Below are 25870 nucleotides of genomic sequence, written 5' to 3' on the forward strand. Positions count from 1 at the left end.
TTGCCGGCCAGCGGCCGGCACTACCGATCATGGCCCGACCGCCTTGGTGGGTGCCAACCTTGGTTGGCACGCTCTCGCGGTACAATGGACGGGTGGCAAGACATCGTTCAACTTCCTTCCCCGGCCCCGATCTGCTGAGCGTTGATCGGGAACATCTGCGCCCGCTGGCCGAGCGCATGCGCCCGCGCACCCTCGACGAAATGGTCGGGCAGAAGCGCCTGCTGGCGCCGGACAGCGCGCTGCGCCGCGCGGTCGAATCCGGTCGCGTGCATTCGATGATCCTGTGGGGGCCGCCGGGCTGTGGCAAGACCACGCTGGCGCTGCTGTTGGCCGAGTACTCCGACGCCGAATTCCGTGCCATCTCCGCCGTGCTGTCCGGCCTGCCGGAAGTGCGTCAGGTGCTGGCCGAGGCTGCGCAACGGTTCGCCGAAGGTCGCCGCACGGTGCTGTTCGTGGACGAGGTGCATCGCTTCAACAAGGCGCAGCAGGATGCGTTCCTGCCGCACATCGAGCGGGGCACCATCCTGTTCGTTGGCGCCACTACCGAGAATCCTTCGTTCGAGCTGAATTCGGCATTGCTGTCGCGCTGCCGCGTGCATGTGCTGGAGGGCGTCTCGCCCACCGACATCGTCGAAGCGCTGGAGCGTGCGCTGGGTGATCGTGAGCGCGGCCTGGGCGACGAGGGTATCGAGGTCGCTCCCGAGCTGCTGCTGGAAATCGCCACCGCAGCTGATGGCGACGTGCGACGCGCGCTGACCCTGCTGGAAATCGCCGCCGAGCTGGCGGGCGGCGAGGGTGGCCGCATCACCCCGCAGACCCTGACCCAGGTGCTGGCAGATCGCACCCGGCGCTTCGACAAGGGCGGCGAGCAGTTCTACGACCAGATCTCGGCATTGCACAAGTCCGTGCGCAGCTCCAATCCCGATGCCGCGCTGTACTGGCTGACCCGCATGCTCGATGGCGGCTGCGATCCGTCCTACCTTGCGCGCCGGCTGACCCGCATGGCCATCGAGGACATCGGCCTGGCCGATCCGCGCGCGCAGAGCATGGCGCTGGAAGCCTGGGACATCTACGAGCGGCTGGGCAGCCCGGAAGGTGAGCTTGCCTTCGCTCAGCTGGTGCTCTATCTGGCCAGCACCGCCAAGTCGAATGCCGGCTATGCGGCCTTCAACCAGGCCAAGGCCGATGTGCGCGAGCGTGGTACCGAGGAGGTGCCGCTGCACCTGCGCAATGCGCCGACCAAGCTGATGAAGGAACTGGGCTACGGCGCGGAGTACCAGTACGACCATGACGCCGAGGGTGGCATCGCGCTGGATCAGACCGGCTTCCCGGATGCGATGGGCGAGCGCGTGTACTACAACCCGGTGCCACGCGGCCTGGAGATCAAGCTGAAGGAAAAGCTGGATCGACTGCGTGCAGAGCGTGAGGCGGCGCGCGCCGCAAAAGGCCGTTGAGCCCGCTTGTGTAGAGTCGAGCCATGCTCGACTGCTTTGCGCGTATTGAGTCGAGCATAGCTCGACTCTACAGGGGCATGGCAGTCGGGCAGGGCACGACGCTGCATTGTCGCGTGCGCGTGCATTTGGCACACTGCGCGGCTTCTCTTTTCAAGGATCGATGCCGTGCAGGAAATGATTCTGCCGTTGAAGCGCTACGCCCAGTTCGAGGGCCGCGCCAACCGCCGCGAGTACTGGATGTACCAGCTGTTCCTGTTCCTGGTCGCAACAGCGGTGATGGTGCTGGCCGGCGTGCTGGCAATCCTCCTGCGCAACAGTGCCGATGCACTGGCCGGCATCCTGATCGGCATGGTGGTGCTGCTGGGCGTGATGTGGCTGGCCACGATCGTGCCGTTGATTGCCGTGACCGTGCGCCGCCTGCATGACTGCAACCAGTCGGGCTGGCTGTTCCTGCTGGCGCTGGTGCCGGGCGGTGGCATCGTGATCATGATCTTCGCGCTGCTGCCGGGCACGCCGCAGGAAAATCCGTATGGCCCGGTGCCCACGGGGCCGTGATGCTGCACGAGTCGAGCATGGCTCGACGCTACAGAGGCAAAGAGAAGAAGCCGGCGTTTCGCCGGCTTCGTCATTACTTGATGGTGCAATCGCCGAAAGACAGGTAGTCCGTGCCGGAGCTGAACTGCAGCGTGCAGCTGGCGGTGAAGACAGCGCCTTCTTCCAGTGCGCCCAGTTTGGCCGCCTGCTGCTCATCATCGCTGGTCAGCCGGGCCAGGACATTGCCCTGGTCATCGCCGGCCTCGATGAGCGGCTCGCCCGCCATGTTGCTGGAAACGCCCAGCGCCACGGCGGTGAAGGTCACCGTCTGGTTCAGTTGATCCATGCTCAGCGTCGAATTGCCGGCCTCTTCAAAGGCCTGGTAGAGCGTGGGCAGATCCTGCGCGGCGTGGGCGGCCAGCGGTGCGAACAGGCCGAGGGTAAGGGTGATCAGTGCGGTGTGCTTCAAGGGGTCTCACAATCATGGGATCCGATCCCATGGCGGTCGTGGCGCGGATGAACGCGGCCCGGACGGCGGCAGACTGCCCACCCTCCATGGCAGCGTTGGAAGCGGGGCGGTCCAATGCCCCGGTGGCCGGCAAAATAGGGGAAATTCCGCCCCCTGTGCAAGCGGGCATGCGCGCGCGTGATACACAGTGTGACGTGTGATCGATGTGATAATCATTCGCGTTTGAGGTAGACTGCGGTCCCTTGTGAACCGGCGGCCGTGGGCCGCTTCTGCTGCCGCTGATGAAGCATTTCGTCCTGCCTTCGCGCCGGGGCCCGCTGGCCCGCGGCCTGGCCGCCTTGATGATGGGTCTGCTCCTGGCTACTCCGTACGCCCATGCGCAGCAGCGCAACCCGCTGCAGAAAATCGGCCACACCGTGCTCGACGAGCCGGCGGCCAGCTATCGCTTCGAGCATTTCGTGGTGGACAGCCCCGACCAGCAACGCCGCTGGCGGGTGAACGTGGCGATTCCGGCAAAGGCTGGCAAGGCGCCGCTGCCGGTGTTGTACGCGCTGGACGGCAATGCCGTGGCCATGGTGCTGGACCAGCCGATTCTGGCCGAGTTGGCGGCACGCAAGGCACCACCGGTGCTGGTGCTGATCGGCTACGACAACGACCTGCGCATCGATTCGAAGGCGCGCACCCGCGACTACACCGCGTGGATCGATCGCGCGGACGACGAGAGCGGCACGACCCAGGCGGTAGGAGGAGGCGCTGCAGCGTTCCTTGATGTGATCGAGCAGCGGATCAAGCCTGAGGTCGAGCGCCGCGCACGCATCGATGCGCAGCAGCAAGCGCTGTGGGGCCACTCGCTGGGTGGCCTGTTCGTGCTCAATGCGCTGTACACCCGTTCGGCGGCGTTCCAGTACTACCTGGCGGCCAGCCCGTCGCTGTGGTGGAGCCAGGGTGCGGCGCTGGGCGATCCGGAACAGCAGTTCGTGCAGAACGTGCACGGCCAGCACGCAAAGCTCTGGTTGATGCTGGGCGGTGCCGAGCGCGTCGGCGATCGCGGCAAGCGCGACATGAACAACCCGCGCGTGGTCGCGCACCTGCGCCGCATCGGCGGCGCCACGCCGGACGCGGCGATGCAGCTGTCCGAGCGGCTGGGCAAGGTGCCCGGGCTGAGCGTGCACTACCGCGAGTTCGACGGCCTCGGCCACGGTCCGATGCTGCCGGCCTCGTTCCACGCTGCATTGCATGAGCTGTATGGCGTCACCGATCGCAGTGCCGGTGACGGCGCCGCCAATGGCGGTGACAACGCCACCGAATGAATTCCCTCGCACGCGATGCCGTGCGACCCCACTACCCAGGCGAGGCTGCCGACGTGCAGCGGCCCAGGCAACCGATGACTCCCGCGCCACGTGGCGCGGCCTACGTGTGCAAGGAGCCTTCCATGTCGTTCCGTCCGTCTTTCCGTCTCACCTCCCTGGCCGCCGGCCTGCTGCTGGCGGTGACCGCCACCGCGCAGCCGGTATTCGACCAGCCGGCCAATGCCACCTTCAAGGGCCAGGTCGTCTCACGCGGTGAGAACGTGGTTCCCGGCAGTACCGCCGACGTGGTCGGTCGCGGTTTCGTACCGGGCCAGAAGGTCAGCCTGCTGCGTGGCGACAGCGTGCTCAACGCGCAGCCGCTGGTGGTCGATGCCGATGGCAACTTCAAGACCCAGCTGAGCATTCCGACCGATGCGGTGCCGGGCACCCACCCGGTGGTGGTGCGTGCCAGCCAGCCGGCCGCAGCCACGGTGCTGAAGCTGCGGGTCTCGCCGCAGCTGCCGCTGTCGGGCCAGGCGCAGTTCGCCACCCAGTCCAACAAGCTGGTGCCGGGCCTGTACCAGTCCGCCTACAGCGCCGCCAGCAACGCGGTGTTCGTGACCTCGGCGGTGGGCCGCCCGCCGGTGACCCAGTCGCAGCTGCTGAAGCTGGACCCGAAGACGCTGAAGGTGACCAAGGCGATCACCCCGGCGCAGGTGCCGGGCAGCACCAATGGCGCGGTGTATGCGGTCTACGGCGTCGGCGTGGATGACACCAACGGCAACGTCTGGGTCACCAATACCCGCCAGAACTCGATCGCGGTCTATCGCCAGAAGGATCTGTCACTGGTCCACCAGTTCCCGGTCGATGCCGTGCCGCACGCGCGCGACGTGGTGGTCGATGGTACCCACGGCAAGGTGTTCGCCTCGGCTACGGGTGAGGACCACCTGTCGGTGTTCGACGCCAAGACCTTCAAGGAATTGCCGGCGGTGACGCTGGAGTCCGGCGTCGATGACGGCAAGTTCACCCCGATGAGCCTGGTGCTGGACGAGAAGGGCGGCAAGCTGTTCACCGTCAGCATCGGTACGCCGGAAGCGGCGGTGATCGACGTGGCCAGCGGCAAGGTCGACAAGGTCATCGACCTGGGCAATTCGATCAGCGCCTCCGGCGTCGCCTTCGATGCAGCACGCAACCGCCTGTACGTGGCCTCGCAGGGCACCGACAACCTGTTGATCGTCGATGTGGCCGCCGGCAAGGTGCTGCACGACGTGCCGGTCGGTGCCGGTGCACTGAACGTCGCCTTCGACGATGCCTCCGGCCTGGCCTACGTCAGCAACCGCGGCGCCGGCACTGTCACCGTGGTGAATGGCGACGGCAAGGTGGTCGCCAACCTTGATGGCGGCACGCTGCCGAATCACGTCCGCGCCGATGGCAAGGGCAATGTGTTCGCGGTGAACAAGTCGCGCGGCGCCGAAGACCCGAAGGGTGACCGCATCACCCGCATCACCCCGAAGCAGTAAGCCACCGGGCCGGGCGGCGCGTGTGCCGCCCGGCCAGCAAGGAGAACCTCCATGATCATCGCGTCCCGTCTGCGCCTGTGTGCGCTTCCCCTGGCTGTCTCGCTGGTGCTGTCCGCCTGCGGTGGCGCGCCGGCTCCGTCCGAGGGCGAGAAGCCTGCCGAGGCGCCGGCCGCCACCGCTGCGGCTGAAGGTGCGTTGCCAGCAGGCTGGCAGCGCGTGGCCGGTGCCGAGATGCCGGCCGTGCACGACCAGAAGGCGGTGCTGCCGGCCAAGGTGCATTCCGATGACGGCGCCGATATCGAGGTGGCCGACACCAGCCGGATCATCGCCGGTGGCGACGATGTCATTGCGGTGATCGAGGCGCTGGGCCTTGGCAAGCAGATCTTCGCCGCGCCGACCAACACCACCACCCAGGCGGGCCTGGCCGCGCCGCACCAGTTCCTGTTCAACCGCACCACCGGCGTAGAGGGCGTGCTGAGCCTGCAGGGCTCGCTGTTCCTGGGCAACAGCCTGCGCCGCCATACCGAGCTGGCGAAGAAGCTGCGCGAAGTGGGCGAGCCGGCGGTGGTCATCGACGATCTGCAGCCGGCACCTGACAAGGTGCGCAAGGTCGCCGCTGCACTCGGGCTGGCCGAGGCAGGGCAGGCGCTTGCCACGCAGGTGCAGCGTCAGCTTGACGAGGCTGCAGCGATTGGCAAGGGCTTGGGCCATGCGCCACGGGTGATCCACGTATCGGCAACCGGCGCCGGCGGCGCGCCGACCGTGGCTGGTGCCGACAGCGCCTCGGCGCAGCTGATTGCGCTGGCCGGTGGCGTCAACATCGGTACCGAAGCGGGGGTGAAGAACTACTCGCAGCTGAGCAACGAGGGCGTGGTCGCGGCAGCCCCGGAGGTGATCCTGGTGACCGAGCATGACCTGCAGTTGTTCGGCGGGGCCGAAGGCCTGTGGAAGTCCTATCCGACGCTGAAGCAGACCCCGGCCGGGCAGGCCAATCGGGTCTGGGTGATGCCGGACGTGCAGCTGAAGTACACCAGCGTCGGTTCCGGTGCCGGTGCGCTGGCGCTGGCCAAGGCCCTGGCGGCGTTGCCGAAGGCATGAGTCCGGCGGATCGGCGCCGCCGTCGCGGGCGGATGATGTTGATGGTGGCGTTGCTGGCACTGCTGGGGGCGGTGCTGGCGTCGTTTGCCGTGGGTCCGTTGCGGTTGCCGCCACTGGAAGTGCTGCAGGCGCTGGGCGTGAAGCTGGGCCTGCTTGATCCGCAGGCGGTCAGCAGTCGTGACCTGGCCGTGGTCTGGCAGCTGCGCATCCCGCGTGCGCTGCTGGGGGCGATGGTCGGCGCGTCGTTGGCGATGGCCGGGGCCAGCCTGCAGGGCCTGTTCGGCAATCCCCTGGCCGATCCGGGCATCGTTGGCGTCAGCCAGGGCGCGGCGCTGGGTGCGGTGGCCGCCATCGTGCTCGGCGCTGCCGGTGCGGCGGGTTGGCTGGTGCCGGTCGCCGCGTTCGTTGGCGGCGCGCTGGCGATCGGACTGACCTATGCGTTGGCGCGCCCGGGCAAGGGCAGTGGCAATGCCACGCTGCTGCTGGTCGGCATAGCGATGGCGGCGTTCTGCTCGGCGCTGATCGGCTTCCTGACCTACATTGCCAGCGAGAGCGAACTGCAATCGCTGGTGTTCTGGCAGATGGGTTCGCTGGCACGCGCCAACTGGGCCGATGTGGCAGCGGTGGTGCCCTTGTTCGCGATCGGCGTGTTCGCGTTGCAACGGCTGGCCACGCCCCTCGACATGCTGGCGCTGGGCGAGCGCCAGGCGCAGCACCTCGGGCTGGACGTGACCCGCACCCGTCGCCGCCTGGTCGCGTTCAGTGCGCTGCTGGTGGGCGCGGCGGTGGCCTTTGCCGGTTCGATCAGCTTTGTTGGCCTGGTGGTGCCGCACGTGGCGCGCCTGCTGGTTGGTCCCGGCCATCGCTGGCTGCTGCCGTTGTCCGGCCTGCTGGGCGCACTGCTGATCGTGGTGGCCGATACCGCGGCGCGCACGCTCGACCCGCCGGCGGAGATTCCGCTGGGCCTGTTCTCGGCTGCGCTGGGCGCGCCGTTCTTCCTCTGGCTGGTGCTGCAGCAGCGCCGCAAGGCCGCACCATGAGTGTGCTGTTGAAGCTGCACGAGGTGGTGGTGCGCCGCCAGCAGCGCGAGATCCTGCATGGCATCTCGCTCGCATTCGAGCCGGGGACGGTGACCGCGCTGGTGGGCCCGAATGGCGCGGGCAAATCCACGTTGCTGGCGGTGGCGGCCGGTGATCTTCGCGCCGATGCGGGCGAGGTGAGCCTGCGCGGCAAACCCTTGGCAGGCTACAAGGCGGGGCCGCTGGCACGCGAGCGCGCGGTGATGCCGCAGGAACATGGCGTGCGTTTCGCCTTCAGCGTGGAAGAGGTAGTGGCGATGGGGCGCTTGCCGCATCCGCCCGACCCGGTTGCCGATGATGCCCAGGTGGAAGCGGCGATCGATGCCGCCGAACTGCAGGCGCTGCGCCTGCGCGAAGTGCAGCAGCTGTCCGGTGGCGAGTCCGCCCGCACCACGTTTGCGCGGGTACTGGCGCAGGAAACGCCGCTGCTGCTGCTGGATGAGCCGACCGCCGCGCTGGACCTGCGTCACCAGGAGCGCACCCTGCGCAGCGTGCGTGCCTGCGCCGAAGCCGGGGCCTGCGTGATCGTAGTACTTCACGATCTGAATCTGGCGGCCGGCTATGCCGACCGCATCGTGCTGCTGGAGCAGGGCAGGGTGGCCGCAGATGGCACGCCGTTGCAGGTGCTGACCGAGGACAACCTGCAGCGGGTCTACCAGCAGGATGTGGTGGTGCTGCAGCATCCGCGCCGCGGGGTGCCGCTGGTGGTGGTGACCTGAGACGGGGGCTACCGCGATCCCGTGAGACGCAGGTACATGCCGGCGGCAACTATTATGGCGAACGGAATCCACAGCAGGGCAAATGATGCATAAGCCCAGGCCCGGGATCTGCGTGCGGCCGCCAGGCTGAGTTGAGTCTGGCCCGCGAGATGAAGTGAAGCGGCTTTGTTTGCGTAGACGATGGCAACGATTGCAGTCAGTCAGTTGCCCAGCAGAAGTGACGCCCATGCAAGCCGCGATGGGTCATTGGGGAACTTTTCTGTCGGTTTGCTCATGTGCGCCGCCTCGGGATAGGGTCGGCGCATGTTCACTTGCCGCTGTCATTGGCGGTATACAAGAAGTACGAAAATCGTACGATCAGGCGTCATCTCCATGCTGCCCGTGACGTATCTGGCTTCCTGTCAGCAGTTGCTGCAACGGCAGGACGCACACCGCCCAACGAGGAGGCCGCGGAAGTCCGTGCACCGGCTTTACTTCTTGGATGCACTGCCGCATTGATGGGCCTTCATCGAAAATTCGTAGAAGGTGTTGAACGTGGGCATGGTGATGGACAGGTTCTGGGGTAAGCGGCTGGCTGCTTTCTGTGTGGCTGTCGGCCTCTCATTCTCAGCCCAGGCGCAACAGGACACGTCATCGATTCTTTCCCGCTTGTTGCAGTGTCAGCTGACTCACCGGGAGCTGGACGCTTTCACTGGCCGGATCGCAGCGGGCGACCTCGCCGATTTCACCCAGAGCGATGCGGGCGTTGGCGCGGCACTGATGCTCTGGAAAACCCGGACGTCCACGACGGCGTGGGGAGAGTCGTCGTCGCTAGTGCATGTGTCGGGTCGCCAGGAGATGCTTCTTGCCATACCGGTCCCGATCGGCGAGGAGATGGCACGGGGGATGTCCATTGCCAAGCGCATTGGCCGCATGTCATCGCGCTGGAATGCCGAGGCCATGGAAAGAGAACATGGCTGGAAAGGCCTCAATCTCTACAGAACGCTTCCGGACAATCGACACATACGGTTGATTGTCGATCTGTCCTATTCGCCGGGGTGGGTGACGGTAGGCTGTACCTATGGCGAGATGAGCTGATCCGGGGTTGGGATGGGGCTGTCGAGTCTCGTTGGCATATCATGGCGTGCTCGAATCCCTCAATGGACTGACCCCATGTTCCGTACCGCTCCGCGCGGCGTGCTGCTTGCCGCCCTGCTTGCTTCCGTATGCGCCGCCCATGCGGCGGCCACCTCTCCGGTATCACTGACCGATGCAGCCGAGAACGCCTCGTTGATCGAGACGCGGCATTCAGAGGGTAAGGGTGGCACCGTTACGTCGTTGAAGACGCAGTACTTCGCCAACGAGGAAATTTCGGTGAGCTGGGATGACCAGCAGGTACTGGTGTTGTGCAAGGAAGCGGCCTATCTGAAGTTGTCTGCGGGCAAGGCGGATGCCGGTTCGCTGACGACCGAGCAGCGGCAGATGATTGTCTACCAGGCACTGATGTCGGGATTGGGTGCGGTGGCAGGAGTGATCGGGCCGGCAGGCGAGGTGGTGGCGGTCGCGGATGACGGCAGCGAAACCCGTGGCGTTGGCGAGAACACGTGGGCCTACGGCGTCGAACGCCATGAGGTTATGACCCAGCGCATGCCGGATGGCGCGCTGCGGGTCCGGGTGCGCAAGACCGAGACCGTGAACAACGCCAAGCCCGCGTCGCCGGACGACATGTTCAGCACCGAAGACGACCAAGCGGCGAGATTGTCCGAGCTGGTGCCGGTCGGCAGCTGGACCGAGGTGGTGATCCATGGCGGCCCGCGCCAGGCGCAGGTGGATCCGGCGATGTCGCTGAAAGGATGGGTCTCGATGGGGGATGACCGTGCAGCGACCGTGGCGGAGGCTCGCACGCTGCATGGGTGCAAGTAAGGCGCCAGGGACCGATTGCAGCCACCCCTGGGGTGGGTCTGCAGTGGTGCGCATCGTTCCATTAATGTGTGCAATATTCACTTGCGCGCCAGATTGGCAGGTCTAGAATGCGCCCCATGAACCGGATGCCGCTCCTGAAGTTTTTCACCCTGACCCGCGCAAGCGCGGAACGGGCGTGTCTGCCTGGAGCCCCACGAGGCCGTTGAGACGGCCATCGCTGGACCTTCGACAGAGCGCCCTCCGGGGCGCTCTTTTCGTTTCCGCAGTTCCATTCCCCGTAACCCGATGTACCGCAAGGAGAACGTGCCATGCACCAGATCGCCGAGACCGAACGCTAGCCGCGCGCCCTGTCGCCAACCGGGGTGCGCGGCCCCCGAAGTTGGCTTTGCAGGAATCTCTTCATGAACACCCAGACCCTTTCCCGTCGCCGCAACCTCGGCATCATTGCCCACATCGACGCCGGCAAGACCACGCTGACCGAACGTCTGCTGTGGAAGAGCGGCGAGATCCATCGCGTCGGCGAAGTGCACGACGGCAATGCGACCACCGATTTCTCGGCGATCGAGCGCGAACGTGGCATCACCATCGGCGCCGCTGCCGTGCAGGCGCAATGGTCGCCGCGCGACCTGCCGTCGCATCGGCTGACCCTGATCGACACCCCCGGCCACATCGACTTCGCCATTGAAGTCGAGCGTTCGCTGCGCGTGCTCGACGGCGCCGTGGCCGTGTTCTCGGCGGTGGATGGCGTGCAGCCGCAGTCCGAGACCGTGTGGCGCCAGGCGCGCCGCCACCGCGTGCCGCTGATTGCGTTCGTCAACAAGATGGATCGCGTCGGTGCTTCCTTCGAGCGCGTGCTGGAGCAGCTGCAGGACAAGCTGCGCGCGCGGCCGTGGGCGCTGGGCGTGCCGTTGGGCAGCGAGAGCGACTTCAACGGCTGGGTCGATCTGGTCGATGAGCGGGTGCTGCAGTGGCACGAAGGTGCTGCGGCGACGATCACCCCGTGGGACGACGCAGCGCGCACGCAGTGGCAGGCGCAACGCGATGCGCTGGTCGAGGCCGTGGCCGACCACGATGAAGCACTTGCCGATGCCTGGCTGGAAGGTCGCGTGATCGATGCGGAACAGCTGCGTGCAGCCATCCGGCGCGCAACGTTGGCCGGTGCCGGTGTGCCGGTACTGGCCGGCGCGGCGTTCAAGGACAAGGGCATCGAAACGCTGCTGGACGCGGTGGTCGATTACCTGCCATCGCCGCTGGATCGCCCGGCCGTGGTCGCTGAAAGCGAGGGCCGCGAGGTGGTGCTGCCGCCGGATCCGGACGGTCCGTTGGCGGGCCTGCTGTTCAAGATCACCCACCAGCAGCACGGTGCGCTGAGTTTCGTGCGGCTGTACTCGGGTACCTTGAAGGTCGGCGATGTGGTGGCCAGTTCGCAGCATCCGCAGGGACGGCGTGTGAGCCGCCTGGTGCGGGTGCAGGCCGACCAGACCCACGACATTGAACAGGCCGTGGCCGGTGACATCGTCGCGGTGCTGGGCTGGAAGGATGCGGTCAGTGGCGAAACGCTGAGCGGCCGTGCGCAGCCGTTGCGCCTGGAGAACATCCAGGCACAGGCGCCGGTGCTGGCATGGCGGTTGGAGCCGGCGCGTGCCGCCGACCTGATCCGGATGGCGCAGGGGCTGGCCAGCCTGGCCCAGGAGGACCCGTCGTTCCGCGTCGAAACCGATCGCGATACGGCCGAAACCCTGGTCTGGGGCATGGGCGAACTGCACCTGGAGGTGATGGTCGAGCGCCTGCGCAGCGAATGGAAGGTCGAGGTGGGCGTGGGCGCGCCGCGCGTGGCCTACCAGGAGACGCCGATGCGTGCAGTGGCCGGCGTGGTCGGCCGGCTGGTCAAGCAGACCGGCGGCCAGGGTCAGTTCGCGCAGGTGGTGCTGGACGTGGCGCCGCGCGAGGACGGTGAGGTCGTGTTCAACGATCGCATCGTCGGTGGCGTGGTGCCGCGCAGCTTCATCGCGGCGGTGGAGAAGGGCGTGCGCGCCGCGCTGTCGGAAGGCCCGCAGGGGCATCCGGTGGTCGGCATCGAGGTCAGCCTGGTCGATGGACAGACCCATGCCAAGGATTCCTCGGAAATGGCGTTCCATCGCGCCGGCGCCGAGGCGATCAAGGCGGCACTGGCAGAAGGCGGCACGCAGCTGCTGGAGCCGGTGATGGCGGTGACGGTGCATTCGCCCTCGGCGTCGGTGGGCGACGTGGTCGGCGACCTCAATCGCCGTCACGGCCGCATCGCCCGCATCGAGGACCAGGACGGTCGCGCCGAGGTCAGCGGATTCGCACCGTTGGCGCAGCTGGTGGGCTACACCACCTCGCTGCGTTCGCTCAGCCAGGGGCGGGCCAGCAGCGAGGCGCATCTGCACGGTTACGAGCCCGTACGCGCTGCATGAGGAAGGTGAAGGGAGCCCGTTCGCGGGCTCCCTTTTTGCGTGGGCCTTGGTGAGGCATCCACGCGTGGTGTGGTTCTGCTGCCGGAGGCGTGATGCATTTGCACTGCATTGCAACAAAACTGCAGAAAAAGCTGGATTAAAGTGATGCCTCACGATAAATTGCGCACCCCCCGTTGCTCGCCGCCGCCCGCACCCCGCCCATGCGTGATGACAAAGACCCCGGAACCCTGGAGCTGACCCTGCCGCGCAAGCGCGGTCGTCCGCCCAAGTTCGGGTACGCAATGAGTGATGCACAGCGGGCTGCGCGCTACCGTGCGCGCAGGGCAGGGCAGGCCAATCACGCCGATGTGCGCTCGTGCTCGGACATGGTGCTGCTGGACAAGATCCGCGCTGCGGTGAGCGCCCGTGATACCGAACTGGCCGGTTTTCTCGTCCACGTGCTGTGGCAGCGATACCCCCTGCAGCTGAAATAGGCCCTCACCGGGGTGGCCCTTGTCATCGAGCTTGTTGATAATGCGGGATTCAGGTTGTTCCCGCTGGCGCGCCCGGGATGGCAGGCGCGCATGATCGAACGGTTCCCAAGATGACCACCACCAGCGACACCACCACCGAAGCGGCGCCGAGCGGCGCTCCCCTGTTCTACACCCGTCCGGTGCCGCTGCAGGCCGATGTGCACGCCGATCTGCGCGTCCTGCCGGGCAAGCTCGAGTTCGCCGCCGGCAACAACGCCATTCCGCTGGTGCTGGGCGAGTTCTCGCTGGCGCTGCACCACTTCCCGATCCTGTTCGCCGGCCCGACCGCAGTGCCGATGGCTGCCGTCGGCGTGTCGGAAGAGAACCTGTTCATCAAGGACGGCCTGTGGGAAGACGAGGCCTACATCCCGGCCTACCTGCGTCGCCATCCCTTCATCTTCATCGACACCGGTGCGGACAACGACTTCCTGCTGGGCATCGATGAAGAGAGCCCGCGCGTGGTCAAGGGCGGTGACGAAGGCCAGCCGCTGTTCGTCGACGGCAAGGCCACCGACATGGTGCAGCAGGCGCTGGAATTCTGCGGCCAGTTCACCCGTGAGCACGAGCAGACCCAGGCCTTCTCCAAGGCCCTGATCGACAACGGCCTGCTGGTCGAGCGCAACGCCACCGTGCGTACCCCGGATGGCCGCGAGTTCAACCTCAATGGTTTCCAGGTGGTCGACGTCGAAAAGTTCGTTGCGCTGCCGGAAGCCACCGTGGTCGAGTGGCACCGCAGCGGCTGGCTGGCGCTGATCCACCAGCACCTGATGTCGCTGGGTCGCTTCAATGACCTGACCCGTCGCCAGGTCGAGCGCCTGGCCGCCTGATCAGTTGGCAGGCATGGCTTCCGCAGTGCGGGAGCCATGCCAGTGCCACAGCAACTGCAGCAGTCGCCGCGCGTCGATCCAGTCCGTCGCGGCATCATGACCCAGTTCCCACAGATCGGCCGCGATGTCGGCCTGGGCAGCGGCGCCACAGATCTGAAGTGTCCCTTGCAGGCGGTGCGCATGATGGCGCATGGCCCTTGCATCGTGATCGGCCAGCGCCCGCTCGATGCCTTCCAGTTCGCCGCGGATATCGGCCAGATGGACGTGGTCCAGCGCTGCCAGGGGCGTGCGGGCTGCAATACCGGTGATGGGCGTCAGCTGCAGCGCCTGCAGCAGGTGCGCAACCTGCAGGGGTTTGGTCAGAACGGCGTCGAATCCGGCCTTGCGCGAGCGCGCCAGGTGCCTGCGCCCGGTACGGGCGGACAGCGCCACCAGCCGCAGCGGCCCACTGGCCTGGCTGCGCAGTTGCTGCGCCAGTGCGTAGCCATCCATGCCCTGCAGGCCGATATCCAGCAGCACGATCCGGCGCGGGCTGCGGCTCTGCTCGTCCAGCGCGCCTGCCGCGTCGGCAACGGCACGCACGCTCGCACCGAACCGACGCAACTGCTCGGCGATGATCTGCCGGTTCAATGCATGGTCTTCAACCAGCAGAAGGTCGAGGCCGGCAAGCGGACGGCCGGCGGCAGGGTCCTCTGCGGGCGCAACATCGTCGCCGGCGGCCTGTATCGGCAGGCACAGGGTGAAGCGGCTGCCGCGTCCCACGACGCTGTGCACGGTGAGGTCGCCACGCATGGCGCGGGCCAGTTCGCGGGCGATGGAAAGGCCCAGGCCGCTGCCGCCGCGCATCTGGCCGTCCTCGCCCTGCTGGAAGGCGCGGAACAGCCGCCCGGCGTGCCGGGCATCAATGCCGATGCCGCTGTCGATCACGTCCAGCACCAGTGCCCGCGGCTGGACCGCCGGCATCAGTTGCACGCGCAGATCGATGCCGCCCACATCGGTGAACTTCACCGCGTTGCCAAGCAGGTTGTCGACAATCTGCCGCAGTGCTTCTGCATCGAGTGCGATCGTCGGCGCAGGGTCGGGGCTGGAGTCGAATCGAAGCTGCAATCCCTTCAGCCGGGCCTGTGGTCGGATCGCGTCGAGCGATTGCTGGCAGAGAGACGCCACATCGCAGGCGCCCACATGCGGCTTGAAGCCGCCGCCGGCCAGGCGCGAGAAATCCAGTGACCGGTTCAGCAGGCTGCGCAGCGAGCGCCCGGCCGCCGTGGCGGCCGCCAGCAGTTCGCGCTGACCGCTGGCCAGGGGGGACCGGCCCAGCAGGTCGATCGACATCAGCATCGCCTGGGCCGAATTGCGCATCTCATGGCTGACCATGCCTGCCGCGCGGGCATGGCGACGGCGTTCGCGCCTGGTGCGACGGGCCGCGACGTGCCACAGGATCGGCAGGCCGGCCAGCACTGCAATCAAGGCCAGAAGCCAGTGCGGCGGTGGCATGCGCATCTGATCGAACATGCGCTGGATCGAGGCGGGCAGAGCCTGCCGGGCCCAGAGCTGCAGAAGGCTGGCATGCTCTTCCAGCGTGATGTCCTGCAGTGCCTGGTCGATGCGCGCCAGCAGTTGGCGGTCAATGCTGCGCACCAGCAGGTACAGGTCGGTGGAGAACGCGCTTTCGAAGGGCTGCAGTTGCAGCGTGCCGCCGAAGTGTCGCCGGATCATCGGTTGCAGCGTCGATTCCAGGCCAATTGCGACATCGGCGGCACCTGTTTCAACGGCCACCAGTGTTGCGTGCCGATCGGGCAGGTGCAGCAGGCGGAGGTGTGGATGATGCGCCTGCAGCCACTCGGCGTAGGGCCCGCCATTGACGACGGCCAGTGTGCGTCCTTCCAGTTGTGCAACATCGTGCGGGAGGCGCCCTCCGTTCCGGCCGGCCAGGACGGTCCTGCCGCCGCGGAAGGGAGTGGAGGCAACAAGGTTGGCGCAGGGCTGGTGCAGTGGCCTGACCGCGCCGATGACCAGTACCAGGTCGGCATCGCCCCGGCATACCGCGACTACCGAGGAGCCCGTGCTGGGGTAGGGGTGTTCGGTGAAGCGCAGTTGCGAGTGGCGTGCCACAAGCGTGGCGTAGCCATGGGCAAGGGTGGGCAGCGGAGCCGTATCAGCCAGCGCCGGTGGCAAGGGGCGCAGCGAGGGCGCGGTGGCCACGCGGACCTCGCGGCCCGCCACCCATCGTTGCGACGGTGCATCCCCGGCCGAGACCGTCGGCAACAGGAGCAGGGCCAGCAGCAGGACAGGGGCGAAGTGCGGGCGATGGCGCCGGCTCACAGTGCCTCCAGCTGATGTCGCATGGCATAGATCTCTGCATCGTTGCGCAGGCCCAGCTTGCGTAGCGCGGACTTCTTCTGCGTGCTGACCGTCTTGATGCTGCGATGGCGCAACTGGGCGATCTCCGAGACGGTAAGGCCGGCCAGCAGCAGGTGAAGCACTTCACGTTCGTTGCGGCTGAGATCTTCGCCGTCTGCCGGATGCCGGCAGTCGGGAGGCAGCCGGTCCAGCCCCAGCGACACGCGTACTATTGCCTCGGACAATAGTGGCAGCGGCTCGGCCTTGCTGACCACGCCGCTGACGCCGGCGTCGATCAGGGGGCCGATATGTATGCTGGGTGACAGGGTGGCGAAGGCCAGCAGGGGAATGGCGGGGAACGTCGCGCGCAGCAGCTCCACCAGCGCCATGCAGTCGCGGTCCCCGCGCGCCAGAGTGAGGTCGATGATGGCCACATCCACTGGCGTTGCATGCAGGTCCTGGATGAACGCGTCGCTGTGGCCGTGGCTGGCAACAATGCTGAAGCGGGCGTCCTGGGACAGGTGCAGTGCGGTACCGCGACGGACCACTTCGTGATCGTCCAATAGTGCCAGGCGCAACAGGCGCGGTGCAGGATATCCATTCATGCGCACAGAGGTGGTCAGCGCCCGCGGGCGTGGCGATCATTCTGGCGCCGTTGTCATGCCGCACATTGAATTTGTCGGATTTTTGCGATTATTCCTAAGTTTCGATCGTCAATGAATATCGAACTTGGCAATGTTCATTGATGGTAGCGATGCATGGACGGTCAGGTCGAGGGTCCGCGCGGCCTGTGTGCGGCGGGCGCCATCAGTACGGTCAGCAGCAGGGGGTCGCCCTGCGTGCCGGCGTGGAGCGCGGTGGCCTCAAGCGCTTCGATCAATGCGTTGATGCGGGCGAGTTGCTCGTCATCGGCGCGGAAGGACAGGTGCCTGACCGCGCAGTTGCGCTGTGGCCCTTCAAAGCGGGCGGCGGCCTGGGTGGCGGCCGAGGCGAACGCGCGCAGGGTGGCGGCGACCACGCGTGTCGCCACGCGGACAAGGCTCCGCCGGCCGGATGGGGTGCGCACCGCGTCGCGGGAGGACAGCCGTGTTGAGGCCGCCGCGTAGACGGCTTCGGGGCGGCGGCCGGTGTCGCGATGTTCGGTGATGCGCACCAGGCCGTGCTTCTGCAGGTGCGCCAGGTGGTGGTAGAGCGCGGTGGCGGGGCGGCCCAGGCGCTCGGCCAGTTCGCGGATGCTGGCCGGACCCTCCGCGTCCAGGCGCTGCAGTATCGCCATCCGTGCGGGCGAGGCCATCGCGGCAAGCTGGGCGGGTGTCAGCTTGAGCGGTGCTGGGCTGGAGTGGCTTGCAGTGGCGGATTTCATAATTCAAACTATAGTTCAAATTTGAATAATAGGGGCGGGAATGCGCACGGCACGCTTTTGGATGGCCCTGGCGGGCCTGCTGCTGGTGACGATCGGCAGTGCCCGGCCCGCTGTTGCCACGGAAGGGCCGCGCGGCGATGCCGCGAGCAGGGCGAGCGCCCCACTGGATGCGGCCGCGATCCAGGGGATCGACCGCGGCGTCGGCCAGGTCATGCGCCGCTTCAGTGTTCCCGGTGCGGCGGTGATGGTGCTCCAGGACGGGCGCTTGATTCACGCCAAGGCCTATGGCCAGCGCGACCTGGCGCGGGGCCTGGCGGTGCGCACCGACACGCCCTTCGAGATCGGCTCGATCACCAAGCAGTTCACCGCCGCTGCGGTCGTGCAACTGCAGGAGGCCGGCAAGCTCAGCCTGGATGATCCGCTGGCCAGGTACCTGCCGGACGCCCCGCACGCGCATGAGGTGACCCTGCGCCAGCTGCTGTCCCACACCAGCGGCCTGCACGACTATTTCGACGGGCCCGAACAGGAGGTCGATGCCCTGGTGACGCAGCCGATTGCGTTTGATCGGCTGATCGCGCGCATCCGCGATCGTCCTCTTGATTCCGCGCCGGGCAGCCGCTGGTCGTACTCCAATACCGGGTACATCCTGCTCGGCCGGGTGATCGAGGTGGTATCGGGCGAGCGTTACGTCGACTACGTGCGCCGGCATCTGCTGGAGCCGCTGGGCATGCGGCACACCTTCACCCTGGCCGATACGGAGCGACTGCAGGGCATGGCGGTGGGGTACCGGCACGAGGCGGGCGTCCTGCGCCAATCACCCTATTTCCACCCGGACTGGAGTGGCGCTGCCGGCTTTCTGGTCAGTACGCTGGACGATCTCGCGCGCTGGGATCGTGGCCTGAGCGGGGGGCGGGTGGTCAGCCAGGCCGGCTACCGCGAAATGATCACGCCGGTTCACACCGCTGAGGGCGGTAGCGCCGACTATGGGCTCGGGTTGTTCGTCAATGCGGTCTACGGCCAGGCCAGGATCGGCCATACCGGCGGCTCGCAGGGGTTCACCACCGCCGACGAGTACTTCCCCGCGCTTGGGCTGCGCATCATTGCTTTCACCAATCTGGGGGACAAGACGCCGGAGGCCGGCATCACGCTGACCAATGCGGTCTTCAGTGCGCTTCATCCCGCCATCGTCGCTGCGTGGAGCCAGCCCGCGCCTGGCGAAGACGCCGCCGTGACGGCACGGGCACGGGCCACGTTTGAACAGTTGCAGGCCGGGCACGGCTATGCCGATTTCAGCGCGAACCTGCGTACAAGGCTGGAGGCGGGGCTGGGTGCCGGGCTGGCGAAGGCGGTCGGGCCCTATGGCAAGCCGGACGCCCTGGTCTTCAAGGGCACGCAGGCCAGCGAGAAGGGCACGATGTACCGCTACGTGGCGACGTTCGGCGCCGGCGTCTTCATGCCCTACATGATCCGCCCCGACGAAGAAGGCAGGGTTGCGGGGTTCGCGCTGGATTGAGTGCCGGGAGCGGCTGCCTCCTGTGGGTGCGCTGGATTGCGAGGGGCGCCTTCCGGCCCCGGCGATGCAATGGCGGGGCTGCCGCTGATGGCTTGCTGCACGGCTCGCTGCAGCTTTTCGAGATGGAATGGCTTGGCAACGAACGGGGCGCCGCGATGCCGTGCCGGCACCAGCTGGTCATAGACCGCCGACACGAACAGATAGGGCACGCCGAGCGCGGCCAGGCGATCGGCGACCGGGAACACCACGCCGTCGCGCAGCTCGATATCCAGCACGGCGCCGTCGAACTGCCGGGTGTCGAGCAGGCCCAGTGCATCGAACACGCTGTAGGCATGCGTGACCTGGTCGCCCTCTTGCTGCAGCGCCTGCTCCATCAGTGTGGCCAGGTCGAACTGGTCCTCCACCAGCAGCAGGCTGCAGGTGTGCGGGCGGGATTCGGGATGCATGCCGATGGTGCCTGTTTCACGTGGGGAACCGCAGTGTGCGAGCTGCCGCATCAACACCGTGGATGCGGAGTGTCAGCCTGGTGCGAAAGGCTGGCCGAGCGGCCGCGCAGGGCCGCAGCAGGGGTCATCGCACCGACTGCGGTACCCGTCGCAGCTTCCGGGTGTCATAGCCCATTGCCGCGATGCGTTGCACCGCCTGCTGGTAGTCGCTGTCCGAGACCTGTGGCGTGCGTGCCATGTACCACACATAGTCGCGCTTGCTGCGCGCCACGATGGTCTGGCCGTAGTCATCGGCCAGCCAGGCGATGATGTACTCGGCCTGGATCGGCCAGATGAACTGCATGCCCCACACCGCGCCGTTGCCTTCCTTTTCGACCCGGCCGATGGGGTGCATCGACTTCTGTGGCGCGTCGAAGCTGCCCTTGCGATAGGTGAAGGTGGTCTGGATGCGCCCATCGGGCCGCAGTGCGTAACTCTCGACGGCATCGAAGGCTTCGCGCTCGGGACGCGAGGGAATGTGGGCGATCACGTACCAGTCGCCCATGAATCGAGGCACGTCCACCGATGGCGGGCGTGGCAGGGGGCGTGTGTCATTGGAGCTGCAACCGGTACCGAACAGTCCGACCGCCAGCAGCGGGAGCAACGGGAAAATGCGCATGCGACACCTCAGCGGGGACGGAACAGGTAATGGGCCACCAGCCACTGCTGGCCATCGTCGTAGCCGAACAGCTCGGCGCAGGCCATCCAGAACATGCGCCAGCGCTGCCACCAGATCCGTGCGGCCGCTTCGCCGTAGGTAGCAACCAGCACCGGCATCACGCGGTCGCGGGCCGCATCCTGGTTGGCCAGCCAATGATCGGCGGTGCGCTGGTAATGGGTGCCATCGATCAGCCAACGCTGCTCCAGCTGCAGGTCGCGCTGGAAGTGCAGCAGGGTATCGGCGGCAGGCATCAGCCCGCCGGTGAAGAAATGCCGGCCCATCCAGTTGTCGCCGCCGTCGGTCTCGAACGGATACATCAGCGTGCGGTGCGCGAAAATGTGCACGAAAAGCGCGCCGTCCGGCTTCAGCCACTGCGCGATGCGCGCGAGCAGGCGCTGGTAGTTGCGCACGTGTTCGAACATTTCCACCGAGACGCAGCGGTCGAACTGCGCGTGTGGCAGTTCCAGCTGATTGACGTCGCGGGTGAGCACCTCGACGTTGTGCAGCCCACGCGACGCACACTGCGCCAGGATGTGCTGGCGCTGGCTGTTCGAGTTGGACACGGCGGTGATCCGCGCGAGCGGATAGCGCTCGGCCATCCACAGGGTCAGCGAGCCCCAGCCGCAACCCAGCTCCAGGATGTGCTGGCCATCGGCCAGCCCGGCACGTTCGCCGTACAGGGCCAGCATCGCGTCTTCGGCCTGGTCCAGCGTCTCGTTGCCGGTCGGGTAGTAGCAACTGCTGTACTTCAGCTGCCTGCCCAGGCAAGCCTGGAAGAAGGCGGCGGGCACCTCGTAGTGCTGGCGGTTGGCGGCATCGGCATGCAGCGCCAGTGGGCTGTCGGCCAATTCGGCGATGCGGCGGTTGAAGCGGGCCGACTGGCCCTCGATGCCGCCCTCGGCTTCCTCGTGCAGGCGCTGCGCGCACAGGCGCCGGATGCCAGCGCGCAAGGCTGCATCCGGAACCCAGCCGCGCTCGGCCCAGGCGATCAGACCGCTCTCACCCGCTTCGGTGGGGTTCTGTGACGGGATCGCGTTCATGCGGAATGCTCCTTGGAAGGCCGGGGGAACCAGAGGAAGAACATCGGGGTCGTGCGCTGATACTCGCGATAGTCATCGCCGCGACTGCGCAGGGCCTGCTTTTCGGTGAACGGGATGCCGCTGAGGTAGCGCAGGAACACATACATCAGCAGCGGCCCAACCCAGGACATCCACCACAGTGGCGAACCCACGGCCAACAGCACATAGGTGAACCAATGCAGCCATTCGAAGAAATAGTTCGGGTGCCGCGAGTAGCGCCACAGGCCATCCCGGCAGGTGCGGCCCTTGTTGGCCGGGTTGGCGCGGAAGCGGGCCAGTTGGCGGTCGGCCAGCGCTTCACCCCCCACGCTGAGCAGCCAGACCCCCGCAGCGACCACGATCCAGATCGTCAGCCCCGGCCGTGGGTTGGCCGCCACCGCGACGAAGGGCAGGGCGAACAGGCTGATCAGCAGGGCCTGGGCCATGAAGAAACCGAAGATCTTTCCCTGGTGGCCGTGCCAGTGCTCGCGCAGGTAGCGATAGCGTCCGTCCTCCGCTTCGTGACGGACCCGATGCCACAGATGCAGGGCGAGGCGGCTGCCCCACACGCCGCCGAGCACGCCCAGCGCCATCCGTGGCAGCTGCGCGCCATCGCCAAGCAACGCAAGCAACAGTGCAGATGCACCGACGCCCTTGGCCCACAGCACATCGACTACACCGATGTTTGTGTGGCGGCGTTGCCAGGCCCAGCCCCAGCTCATTATCAGCACGGCGTACAACAGCACCCATAACAGGTCGATCATGACGGCGCTCCAGCGAGGGGTGGCTGCGGCGTGCCGCGCGATCCGCGCCGGGCACGGCTGCACAGCAGGGAAAGCGCGATGCTCCAGCCAACGCCGAGCACGAGCAAGCCGTGCCATGCCGGCGCTGCAAACCGCACCGCGTCGAAGCCGCGCGCAGCAGAGAGGTAGGCCAGCGGGGCCAGCAGCAGGCCGAACAGCATCGGCAGCGCGGCATGCCGCTGCAGGAAGCGCATCGAGGTAGTCAGCGTCATCGCGAACGCCGCCCACAGCGCCATGATCCACGGCGGTGGCGCCCAACCGAACGCGGCGGCGGCATAACGCACCGTGCCGCTGGCCGCTGCGCTGGCGTCGACCAGCCAGGCGCAGGCCAGCGCCCACGCCAGCAGCCGCAGGTCCAGCCTCGGCTGCGGCGAAGTGAGCAGCTGGCTGCCGATGTACAGCGACGCAGCCAGCAGTGCGGGCCATTGCCAGCCGCGACCGGCGCCGGCCACGGCGCTGAGCCAGACCAGTTGGTTGCCGAGCAGGTTGGCCCAGAAGCGGCGCATCTCAGTGCCCACCGCCCGCATCCTGGATCGGCCGATGGCCGGGGCGCGCCAGCAGCAGGTGCGAGACACCGATCGAGCGCTCGAGGAAGCCGCCCTCGCAGTACGCCAGGTAGAACTCCCACAGCCGGCAGAAGCGCGCGTCGAAGCCTTGTGCCTGCACCGCGGGCAACTGCGCCAGGAAGCGCTGGCGCCAGGCGCGCAGGGTCAGCGCATAGGAGTGCCCGAAATCCTGCTGGGCGATCAGCTGCAGGTCACTGGATCGGGTCTTGGCCGCCATGATCGCGTTGATCGATGGAATGAAACTACCCGGGAAGACGTAGCGTTTGATGTAGTCGACGCTGCGCCGGGCCTGCTCGTAGCGGTGATCCTCGATGGTGATCGCCTGCAGCAGGGCCACGCCGTCCGGCTTCAGCAGGCGCTGCAACGTCGCCATATAGGTGTCCAGGTACTCGGCGCCGATGGCTTCGATCATCTCGATCGAGACCAGCCTGTCGAACTGGCCCTGCAGGTCGCGGTAGTCCTGCATCAGCAGGGTGACCCGGTCCTGCAGGCCGGCGGCCTGCACGCGCTCTGCGGCCAGCGCATGCTGTTCGGCGGAAATGGTGGTGGTGGTGACGTGGCAGCCATAGTGCGTAGCGGCATGCACGGCGAAGCCGCCCCAGCCGGTGCCGATCTCCACCACGCGATCGCCAGGGCTGAGCCGCAGCTGCTGGCAGATGCGGTCCAGCTTGCGCCGCGAGGCCGATTCCAGCGGCTCGCTTTCATCGGAGAACAGCGCCGAGGAATACATCAGGTCCGGCGACAGGAACAGGGCGAAGAAGTCGTTGCCGAGATCGTAGTGCGCGGCGATGTTGCGGCGGCTGCCTTCACGGCTGTTGCGGCGCAGGCGGTTCCAGCCGCGCAGCAGCCAACCGCCGACGCGGGCCGGGCCGTGTTCCATGCTGTCGAGAAGATCGCGATTGCGTACCAGCAGCCGTATCAGCGTGACCAGATCGTCGCAGCGCCATTCACCGTTGATGTAGCTCTCGCCTGCGCCGACGCTGCCTTGCGCGGCGACCTTCCTGTAGAACGCCGGGTCGTAGATGGTGACGGTGGCATGCAGTTCGCCCCGGGCATCGCCAAGCCAGACTTCGCCGAGCGCGTCGCGCACACACAGCCGGCCCTCGCGCAGCGGGGCGAGCTGGGCCAGCAGGCGGCGGCGCAGGAAGGCATCCAGTGCGCCGGGGCGCGGCAGCGCGACCGAAGGAGTCATCGAGTTCATCGCGGTTTCCCGGCAAGGTTGGGGTGGTCGTGGACGGGGTTGCGCTTCAGCCACAGGCGCAAGGCCTGCCAGTGGATGGCGGCCACCACCTGCAGCGTCATCAGCGGATAGCGGGCAAGCACCCGCGCCAGGCCGGGGCCATCCAGTACGCGGCGCTGCATGGCCTGGGTGGCATCGAACTGGCGGACACCGTCGCGCCAGACCTGCATGTGCACGCGCAGGTCATCGCCGGGCAGGTTGAAGCGCCAGTCATAGCAGCAGTCCATCGGCATGAAGGGTGAGACGTGGAAGCCCTTGTCGAACTGCCAGCGCAGCGAGGCGCCTTCATGGGTGGCCGTGGAGACCGGCAGCACATAGGCATGCCGTTCCTTCCACGGGGTGTTGGTGATTTCGGCCACGATGCAGTCCAGGGTGCTGCCATCGGGCTGGTAGCAGTAGTAGAAGCTGACCGGATTGAACACATGCCCGGCAAAGCGCAGGTGGGTAAGAAGGCGCACCGGGCCGGCAGGCCGGAAGCCAAGGGTGGCCGCGGCATGGTCGCGTACTGCATCGGCCAGTGGCCGCGTGGAATCACCGAAGTAGTCGCTGCGGCGGAATTCGGCCAGGTTGCGCCGATTGATCGACCACAGCCAGCGGCCAGCGAACACCGTATCGAGCTCGTCCAGGTCGAGCAGCAGCTGCGCGATCGGGTAGCGGAACGCATGCGGGTGCGGGTGATGCCGCCGATGCATCACCTGCCCGAAATAGAGCGCGCTGGCGCTCATGCCGCGACCTCGCCGGCCGCCGGCAGCAGCCGGTGTGGCTCGCAGGCACGCAGCGCATCGACCACGCGCCGTGCACTGCGGATTCCATCCTCATGAAAGCCCCAGCCCCAGTACGCGCCCGCAAACCAGGTGTGGCGACGGCCCTGCAGCTCGGGCCAGCGCTGCTGGGCCCGGACGGCTGCGTGGTCGTGCACCGGGTGGGCGTAGCACAGCGTGCGCAGGACCTTGGTCGGGTCGATCGCCTCGCTGCGGTTGAGCGTCACCACCAGCGGCGTGTCACCGGGCAGGCCCTGCAGCAGGTTCATGCAGTAACTGACCGTGCAGGGCGCGGCAGGGTCACGCGGCACATGCGCGTTCCATGCGGCCCAGGCCTTGCGGTTGCGCGGCAGCAGCGTTGCGTCAGTGTGCAGCACCGCTTCGTTGGGCTGGTAGCGGATGGCAGCGAGCACCTCGCGTTCGACAGGGTCTGCGTCACCCAGCAGCGCCAGCGCCTGGTCGCTGTGACACGCCAGGATCACCTCATCGAAGCCCTCCACGCCGGCGGCACTGTGCACGCGCGCGCCCCACGGCATGCGCTCGACCGAATGCACCGGGCACTGCAGCCGCTCACGCACGCGCCAGCGGGCGCGCAACGCGTCGACATAGCGCGCCGAGCCGCCGCTCACCACGCGCCAGGGCGAGCGCCCGGTCATCTGCAGCATCTGGTGGTTGGCCATGAACTGGGCCAGGTAGCGGGCCGGGAACTCCATCACCGAGCGGGTAGGGGAGGACCACAGCGCCGATGCCATCGGCAGCAGATGCTCTTCGATGAATGCCTCGCCGTAGCGCTGGGCATGCAGGTACTGGCCCAGGGTGGGGCCTTCATCTTCGGCCAGCAGCAGGGGCGCGTCCCGGTAGAACCGGCGCAGGTCGGCCAGCATGCCCCAGAACCGGGGTGACAGCAGGTTGCGGCGTTGGCAGAAGAGGCCGTCCAGCGAGGTGGCGTTGTACTCCACGCCGCTGCGCTCGCTGTGCAGGGAGAAGCTCATCGTCGTCGGTTGGGACACCACGCCCAGTTCGTCGAACAATGCCGTCAGCAGCGGATAGTGCAACGGATTGAAGACGATGAAGCCGGTGTCCACCGCCATCTGCAGGCCATCCACCTGCACGTCGTGGGTATGGGTATGGCCACCCAGATAGTCGTTGGCCTCGAACAGCGTGACCTCGTGTTCGCCGTCCAGCCACCAGGCGCTGGCCAGGCCCGCAATGCCGGAGCCGATGATCGCTATGCGCATG

Annotated in this window: 24 protein-coding genes and 1 pseudogene; 13 read left to right on the forward strand and 12 right to left on the reverse strand. The window is 67.1% G+C overall.

The genetic code is table 11. From position 1 onward, the window contains the following. Positions 1-176: 176 nt before the first annotated feature. Positions 177-1454 (forward strand): replication-associated recombination protein A, encoded by a 1278-nt coding sequence (locus K5L94_RS11330; protein WP_274512609.1) that lies wholly within the window; start codon positions 177-179, stop codon positions 1452-1454. Positions 1455-1619: 165 nt separating this feature from the next. Further along, entirely contained in the window at positions 1620-2009 is a 390-nt protein-coding gene (locus K5L94_RS11335) for a DUF805 domain-containing protein (RefSeq protein WP_274512610.1), read from the forward strand. 73 nt (positions 2010-2082) lie between these two features. On the opposite strand, the gene K5L94_RS11340 is transcribed toward K5L94_RS11335, so the two are convergent. Further along, entirely contained in the window at positions 2083-2457 is a 375-nt protein-coding gene (locus tag K5L94_RS11340; protein ID WP_274512611.1) for a hypothetical protein, read from the reverse strand. A 281-nt stretch (positions 2458-2738) separates the two neighbouring features. Between K5L94_RS11340 and K5L94_RS11345 the strand changes: the two genes are divergently transcribed. From K5L94_RS11345 to K5L94_RS11390, 10 genes are all read left to right on the forward strand, one after another. Continuing rightward, the gene (locus tag K5L94_RS11345) at positions 2739-3767 is read left to right on the forward strand and encodes an alpha/beta hydrolase (RefSeq protein ID WP_274512612.1); all 1029 of its coding nucleotides are present in this window, start codon (positions 2739-2741) and stop codon (positions 3765-3767) included. 122 nt (positions 3768-3889) lie between these two features. Continuing rightward, the gene (locus tag K5L94_RS11350; RefSeq protein WP_271261274.1) at positions 3890-5266 is read left to right on the forward strand and encodes a YncE family protein; all 1377 of its coding nucleotides are present in this window, start codon (positions 3890-3892) and stop codon (positions 5264-5266) included. 51 nt (positions 5267-5317) lie between these two features. Beyond that, on the forward strand, positions 5318-6364 hold the full coding sequence (locus tag K5L94_RS11355) for a heme/hemin ABC transporter substrate-binding protein (protein WP_274510407.1): 1047 nt from the start codon (positions 5318-5320) through the stop codon (positions 6362-6364). Continuing rightward, positions 6361-7404 carry a FecCD family ABC transporter permease gene (locus K5L94_RS11360; RefSeq protein WP_164085806.1) on the forward strand — a complete coding sequence of 348 codons (1044 nt, stop codon included), beginning with the start codon at positions 6361-6363 and terminating at the stop codon, positions 7402-7404. Before K5L94_RS11355 ends, K5L94_RS11360 begins: the two co-directional genes overlap by 4 nt. Next, on the forward strand, positions 7401-8162 hold the full coding sequence (locus K5L94_RS11365; RefSeq protein ID WP_274510408.1) for a heme ABC transporter ATP-binding protein: 762 nt from the start codon (positions 7401-7403) through the stop codon (positions 8160-8162). The genes K5L94_RS11360 and K5L94_RS11365 overlap by 4 nt, the downstream gene beginning before the upstream one ends. Positions 8163-8696: 534 nt before the next feature. Further along, complete coding sequence (locus K5L94_RS11370; RefSeq protein WP_274510409.1) at positions 8697-9239, forward strand: hypothetical protein; 543 nt, start codon at positions 8697-8699, stop codon at positions 9237-9239. A 75-nt stretch (positions 9240-9314) separates the two neighbouring features. After that, entirely contained in the window at positions 9315-10064 is a 750-nt protein-coding gene (locus K5L94_RS11375; protein ID WP_274510410.1) for a hypothetical protein, read from the forward strand. Between the two features lie 401 nt (positions 10065-10465). Further along, positions 10466-12502: an elongation factor G gene (gene fusA, locus K5L94_RS11380; protein WP_274510411.1), complete on the forward strand. Its 2037-nt coding sequence runs from the start codon at positions 10466-10468 to the stop codon at positions 12500-12502. A gap of 200 nt (positions 12503-12702) precedes the next feature. Next, positions 12703-12975 carry a hypothetical protein gene (locus K5L94_RS11385; RefSeq protein WP_005409616.1) on the forward strand — a complete coding sequence of 91 codons (273 nt, stop codon included), beginning with the start codon at positions 12703-12705 and terminating at the stop codon, positions 12973-12975. Positions 12976-13085: 110 nt separating this feature from the next. Continuing rightward, positions 13086-13841 (forward strand): SapC family protein, encoded by a 756-nt coding sequence (locus tag K5L94_RS11390; RefSeq protein ID WP_040007760.1) that lies wholly within the window; start codon positions 13086-13088, stop codon positions 13839-13841. Here K5L94_RS11390 and K5L94_RS11395 read toward each other — a convergent pair whose 3' ends face one another. From K5L94_RS11395 to K5L94_RS11405, 3 genes are all read right to left on the reverse strand, one after another. Continuing rightward, positions 13842-16163 (reverse strand): ATP-binding protein, encoded by a 2322-nt coding sequence (locus tag K5L94_RS11395; RefSeq protein WP_274510430.1) that lies wholly within the window; start codon positions 16161-16163, stop codon positions 13842-13844. It abuts the gene before it with no gap. Continuing rightward, positions 16160-16786, reverse strand: coding sequence for a LuxR C-terminal-related transcriptional regulator (locus tag K5L94_RS11400; protein WP_053451300.1), 627 nt, complete (start codon positions 16784-16786; stop codon positions 16160-16162). Before K5L94_RS11400 ends, K5L94_RS11395 begins: the two co-directional genes overlap by 4 nt. A 161-nt stretch (positions 16787-16947) precedes the next feature. Continuing rightward, a complete protein-coding gene (locus tag K5L94_RS11405; protein WP_274510431.1) occupies positions 16948-17544 on the reverse strand; it encodes an ArsR/SmtB family transcription factor in 597 nt (198 codons plus the stop codon). A gap of 40 nt (positions 17545-17584) precedes the next feature. Between K5L94_RS11405 and K5L94_RS11410 the strand changes: the two genes are divergently transcribed. Beyond that, positions 17585-19057, forward strand: coding sequence for a serine hydrolase domain-containing protein (locus K5L94_RS11410; RefSeq protein WP_274510432.1), 1473 nt, complete (start codon positions 17585-17587; stop codon positions 19055-19057). A gap of 59 nt (positions 19058-19116) precedes the next feature. Here K5L94_RS11410 and K5L94_RS11415 read toward each other — a convergent pair. The 8 genes and pseudogenes from K5L94_RS11415 to K5L94_RS11450 form a co-directional block, all read right to left on the reverse strand. Continuing rightward, positions 19117-19503, reverse strand: a pseudogene (locus tag K5L94_RS11415) (response regulator); the annotation flags it as partial. Between the two features lie 124 nt (positions 19504-19627). After that, positions 19628-20161 carry a lipocalin family protein gene (locus tag K5L94_RS11420; protein ID WP_164085798.1) on the reverse strand — a complete coding sequence of 178 codons (534 nt, stop codon included), beginning with the start codon at positions 20159-20161 and terminating at the stop codon, positions 19628-19630. 8 nt (positions 20162-20169) lie between these two features. Then, positions 20170-21243, reverse strand: a complete 1074-nt coding sequence (locus K5L94_RS11425; RefSeq protein WP_053449718.1) for an SAM-dependent methyltransferase — start codon at positions 21241-21243, stop codon at positions 20170-20172. After that, complete coding sequence (locus tag K5L94_RS11430; protein ID WP_274510433.1) at positions 21240-22025, reverse strand: DUF1295 domain-containing protein; 786 nt, start codon at positions 22023-22025, stop codon at positions 21240-21242. Before K5L94_RS11430 ends, K5L94_RS11425 begins: the two co-directional genes overlap by 4 nt. Further along, positions 22022-22570, reverse strand: coding sequence for a DUF2878 domain-containing protein (locus tag K5L94_RS11435; RefSeq protein ID WP_180878438.1), 549 nt, complete (start codon positions 22568-22570; stop codon positions 22022-22024). The genes K5L94_RS11430 and K5L94_RS11435 overlap by 4 nt, the downstream gene beginning before the upstream one ends. Position 22571: 1 nt before the next feature. Beyond that, positions 22572-23831, reverse strand: a complete 1260-nt coding sequence (locus tag K5L94_RS11440; RefSeq protein WP_274510434.1) for an SAM-dependent methyltransferase — start codon at positions 23829-23831, stop codon at positions 22572-22574. Then, positions 23828-24595 carry a DUF1365 domain-containing protein gene (locus tag K5L94_RS11445; RefSeq protein ID WP_274510435.1) on the reverse strand — a complete coding sequence of 256 codons (768 nt, stop codon included), beginning with the start codon at positions 24593-24595 and terminating at the stop codon, positions 23828-23830. Before K5L94_RS11445 ends, K5L94_RS11440 begins: the two co-directional genes overlap by 4 nt. Further along, on the reverse strand, positions 24592-25869 hold the full coding sequence (locus K5L94_RS11450; protein ID WP_274510436.1) for an NAD(P)/FAD-dependent oxidoreductase: 1278 nt from the start codon (positions 25867-25869) through the stop codon (positions 24592-24594). The genes K5L94_RS11445 and K5L94_RS11450 overlap by 4 nt, the downstream gene beginning before the upstream one ends. Position 25870: the final 1 nt, after the last annotated feature.

This window comes from Stenotrophomonas forensis (genome assembly GCF_028752115.1).
Taxonomy (GTDB): Bacteria; Pseudomonadota; Gammaproteobacteria; order Xanthomonadales; family Xanthomonadaceae; genus Stenotrophomonas; species Stenotrophomonas forensis.

What these genes read in the sequence shown, in the direction of transcription:
- K5L94_RS11435 (WP_180878438.1), bottom strand. Translation starts at nt 22,570, where the DNA reads ATGCGCCGCTTCTGGGCCAACCTGCTCGGCAACCAACTGGTCTGGCTC.
- K5L94_RS11430 (WP_274510433.1), bottom strand. Translation starts at nt 22,025, where the DNA reads ATGATCGACCTGTTATGGGTGCTGTTGTACGCCGTGCTGATAATGAGC.
- K5L94_RS11450 (WP_274510436.1), bottom strand. Translation starts at nt 25,869, where the DNA reads ATGCGCATAGCGATCATCGGCTCCGGCATTGCGGGCCTGGCCAGCGCC.
- K5L94_RS11355 (WP_274510407.1), top strand. Translation starts at nt 5,318, where the DNA reads ATGATCATCGCGTCCCGTCTGCGCCTGTGTGCGCTTCCCCTGGCTGTC.
- K5L94_RS11330 (WP_274512609.1), top strand. Translation starts at nt 177, where the DNA reads ATGCGCCCGCGCACCCTCGACGAAATGGTCGGGCAGAAGCGCCTGCTG.
- K5L94_RS11350 (WP_271261274.1), top strand. Translation starts at nt 3,890, where the DNA reads ATGTCGTTCCGTCCGTCTTTCCGTCTCACCTCCCTGGCCGCCGGCCTG.
- K5L94_RS11405 (WP_274510431.1), bottom strand. Translation starts at nt 17,544, where the DNA reads ATGAAATCCGCCACTGCAAGCCACTCCAGCCCAGCACCGCTCAAGCTG.
- K5L94_RS11365 (WP_274510408.1), top strand. Translation starts at nt 7,401, where the DNA reads ATGAGTGTGCTGTTGAAGCTGCACGAGGTGGTGGTGCGCCGCCAGCAG.
- K5L94_RS11390 (WP_040007760.1), top strand. Translation starts at nt 13,086, where the DNA reads ATGACCACCACCAGCGACACCACCACCGAAGCGGCGCCGAGCGGCGCT.
- K5L94_RS11345 (WP_274512612.1), top strand. Translation starts at nt 2,739, where the DNA reads ATGAAGCATTTCGTCCTGCCTTCGCGCCGGGGCCCGCTGGCCCGCGGC.
- K5L94_RS11410 (WP_274510432.1), top strand. Translation starts at nt 17,585, where the DNA reads ATGCGCACGGCACGCTTTTGGATGGCCCTGGCGGGCCTGCTGCTGGTG.
- K5L94_RS11400 (WP_053451300.1), bottom strand. Translation starts at nt 16,786, where the DNA reads ATGAATGGATATCCTGCACCGCGCCTGTTGCGCCTGGCACTATTGGAC.
- fusA (WP_274510411.1), top strand. Translation starts at nt 10,466, where the DNA reads ATGAACACCCAGACCCTTTCCCGTCGCCGCAACCTCGGCATCATTGCC.
- K5L94_RS11385 (WP_005409616.1), top strand. Translation starts at nt 12,703, where the DNA reads ATGCGTGATGACAAAGACCCCGGAACCCTGGAGCTGACCCTGCCGCGC.
- K5L94_RS11420 (WP_164085798.1), bottom strand. Translation starts at nt 20,161, where the DNA reads ATGCGCATTTTCCCGTTGCTCCCGCTGCTGGCGGTCGGACTGTTCGGT.
- K5L94_RS11445 (WP_274510435.1), bottom strand. Translation starts at nt 24,595, where the DNA reads ATGAGCGCCAGCGCGCTCTATTTCGGGCAGGTGATGCATCGGCGGCAT.
- K5L94_RS11425 (WP_053449718.1), bottom strand. Translation starts at nt 21,243, where the DNA reads ATGAACGCGATCCCGTCACAGAACCCCACCGAAGCGGGTGAGAGCGGT.
- K5L94_RS11440 (WP_274510434.1), bottom strand. Translation starts at nt 23,831, where the DNA reads ATGAACTCGATGACTCCTTCGGTCGCGCTGCCGCGCCCCGGCGCACTG.
- K5L94_RS11360 (WP_164085806.1), top strand. Translation starts at nt 6,361, where the DNA reads ATGAGTCCGGCGGATCGGCGCCGCCGTCGCGGGCGGATGATGTTGATG.
- K5L94_RS11375 (WP_274510410.1), top strand. Translation starts at nt 9,315, where the DNA reads ATGTTCCGTACCGCTCCGCGCGGCGTGCTGCTTGCCGCCCTGCTTGCT.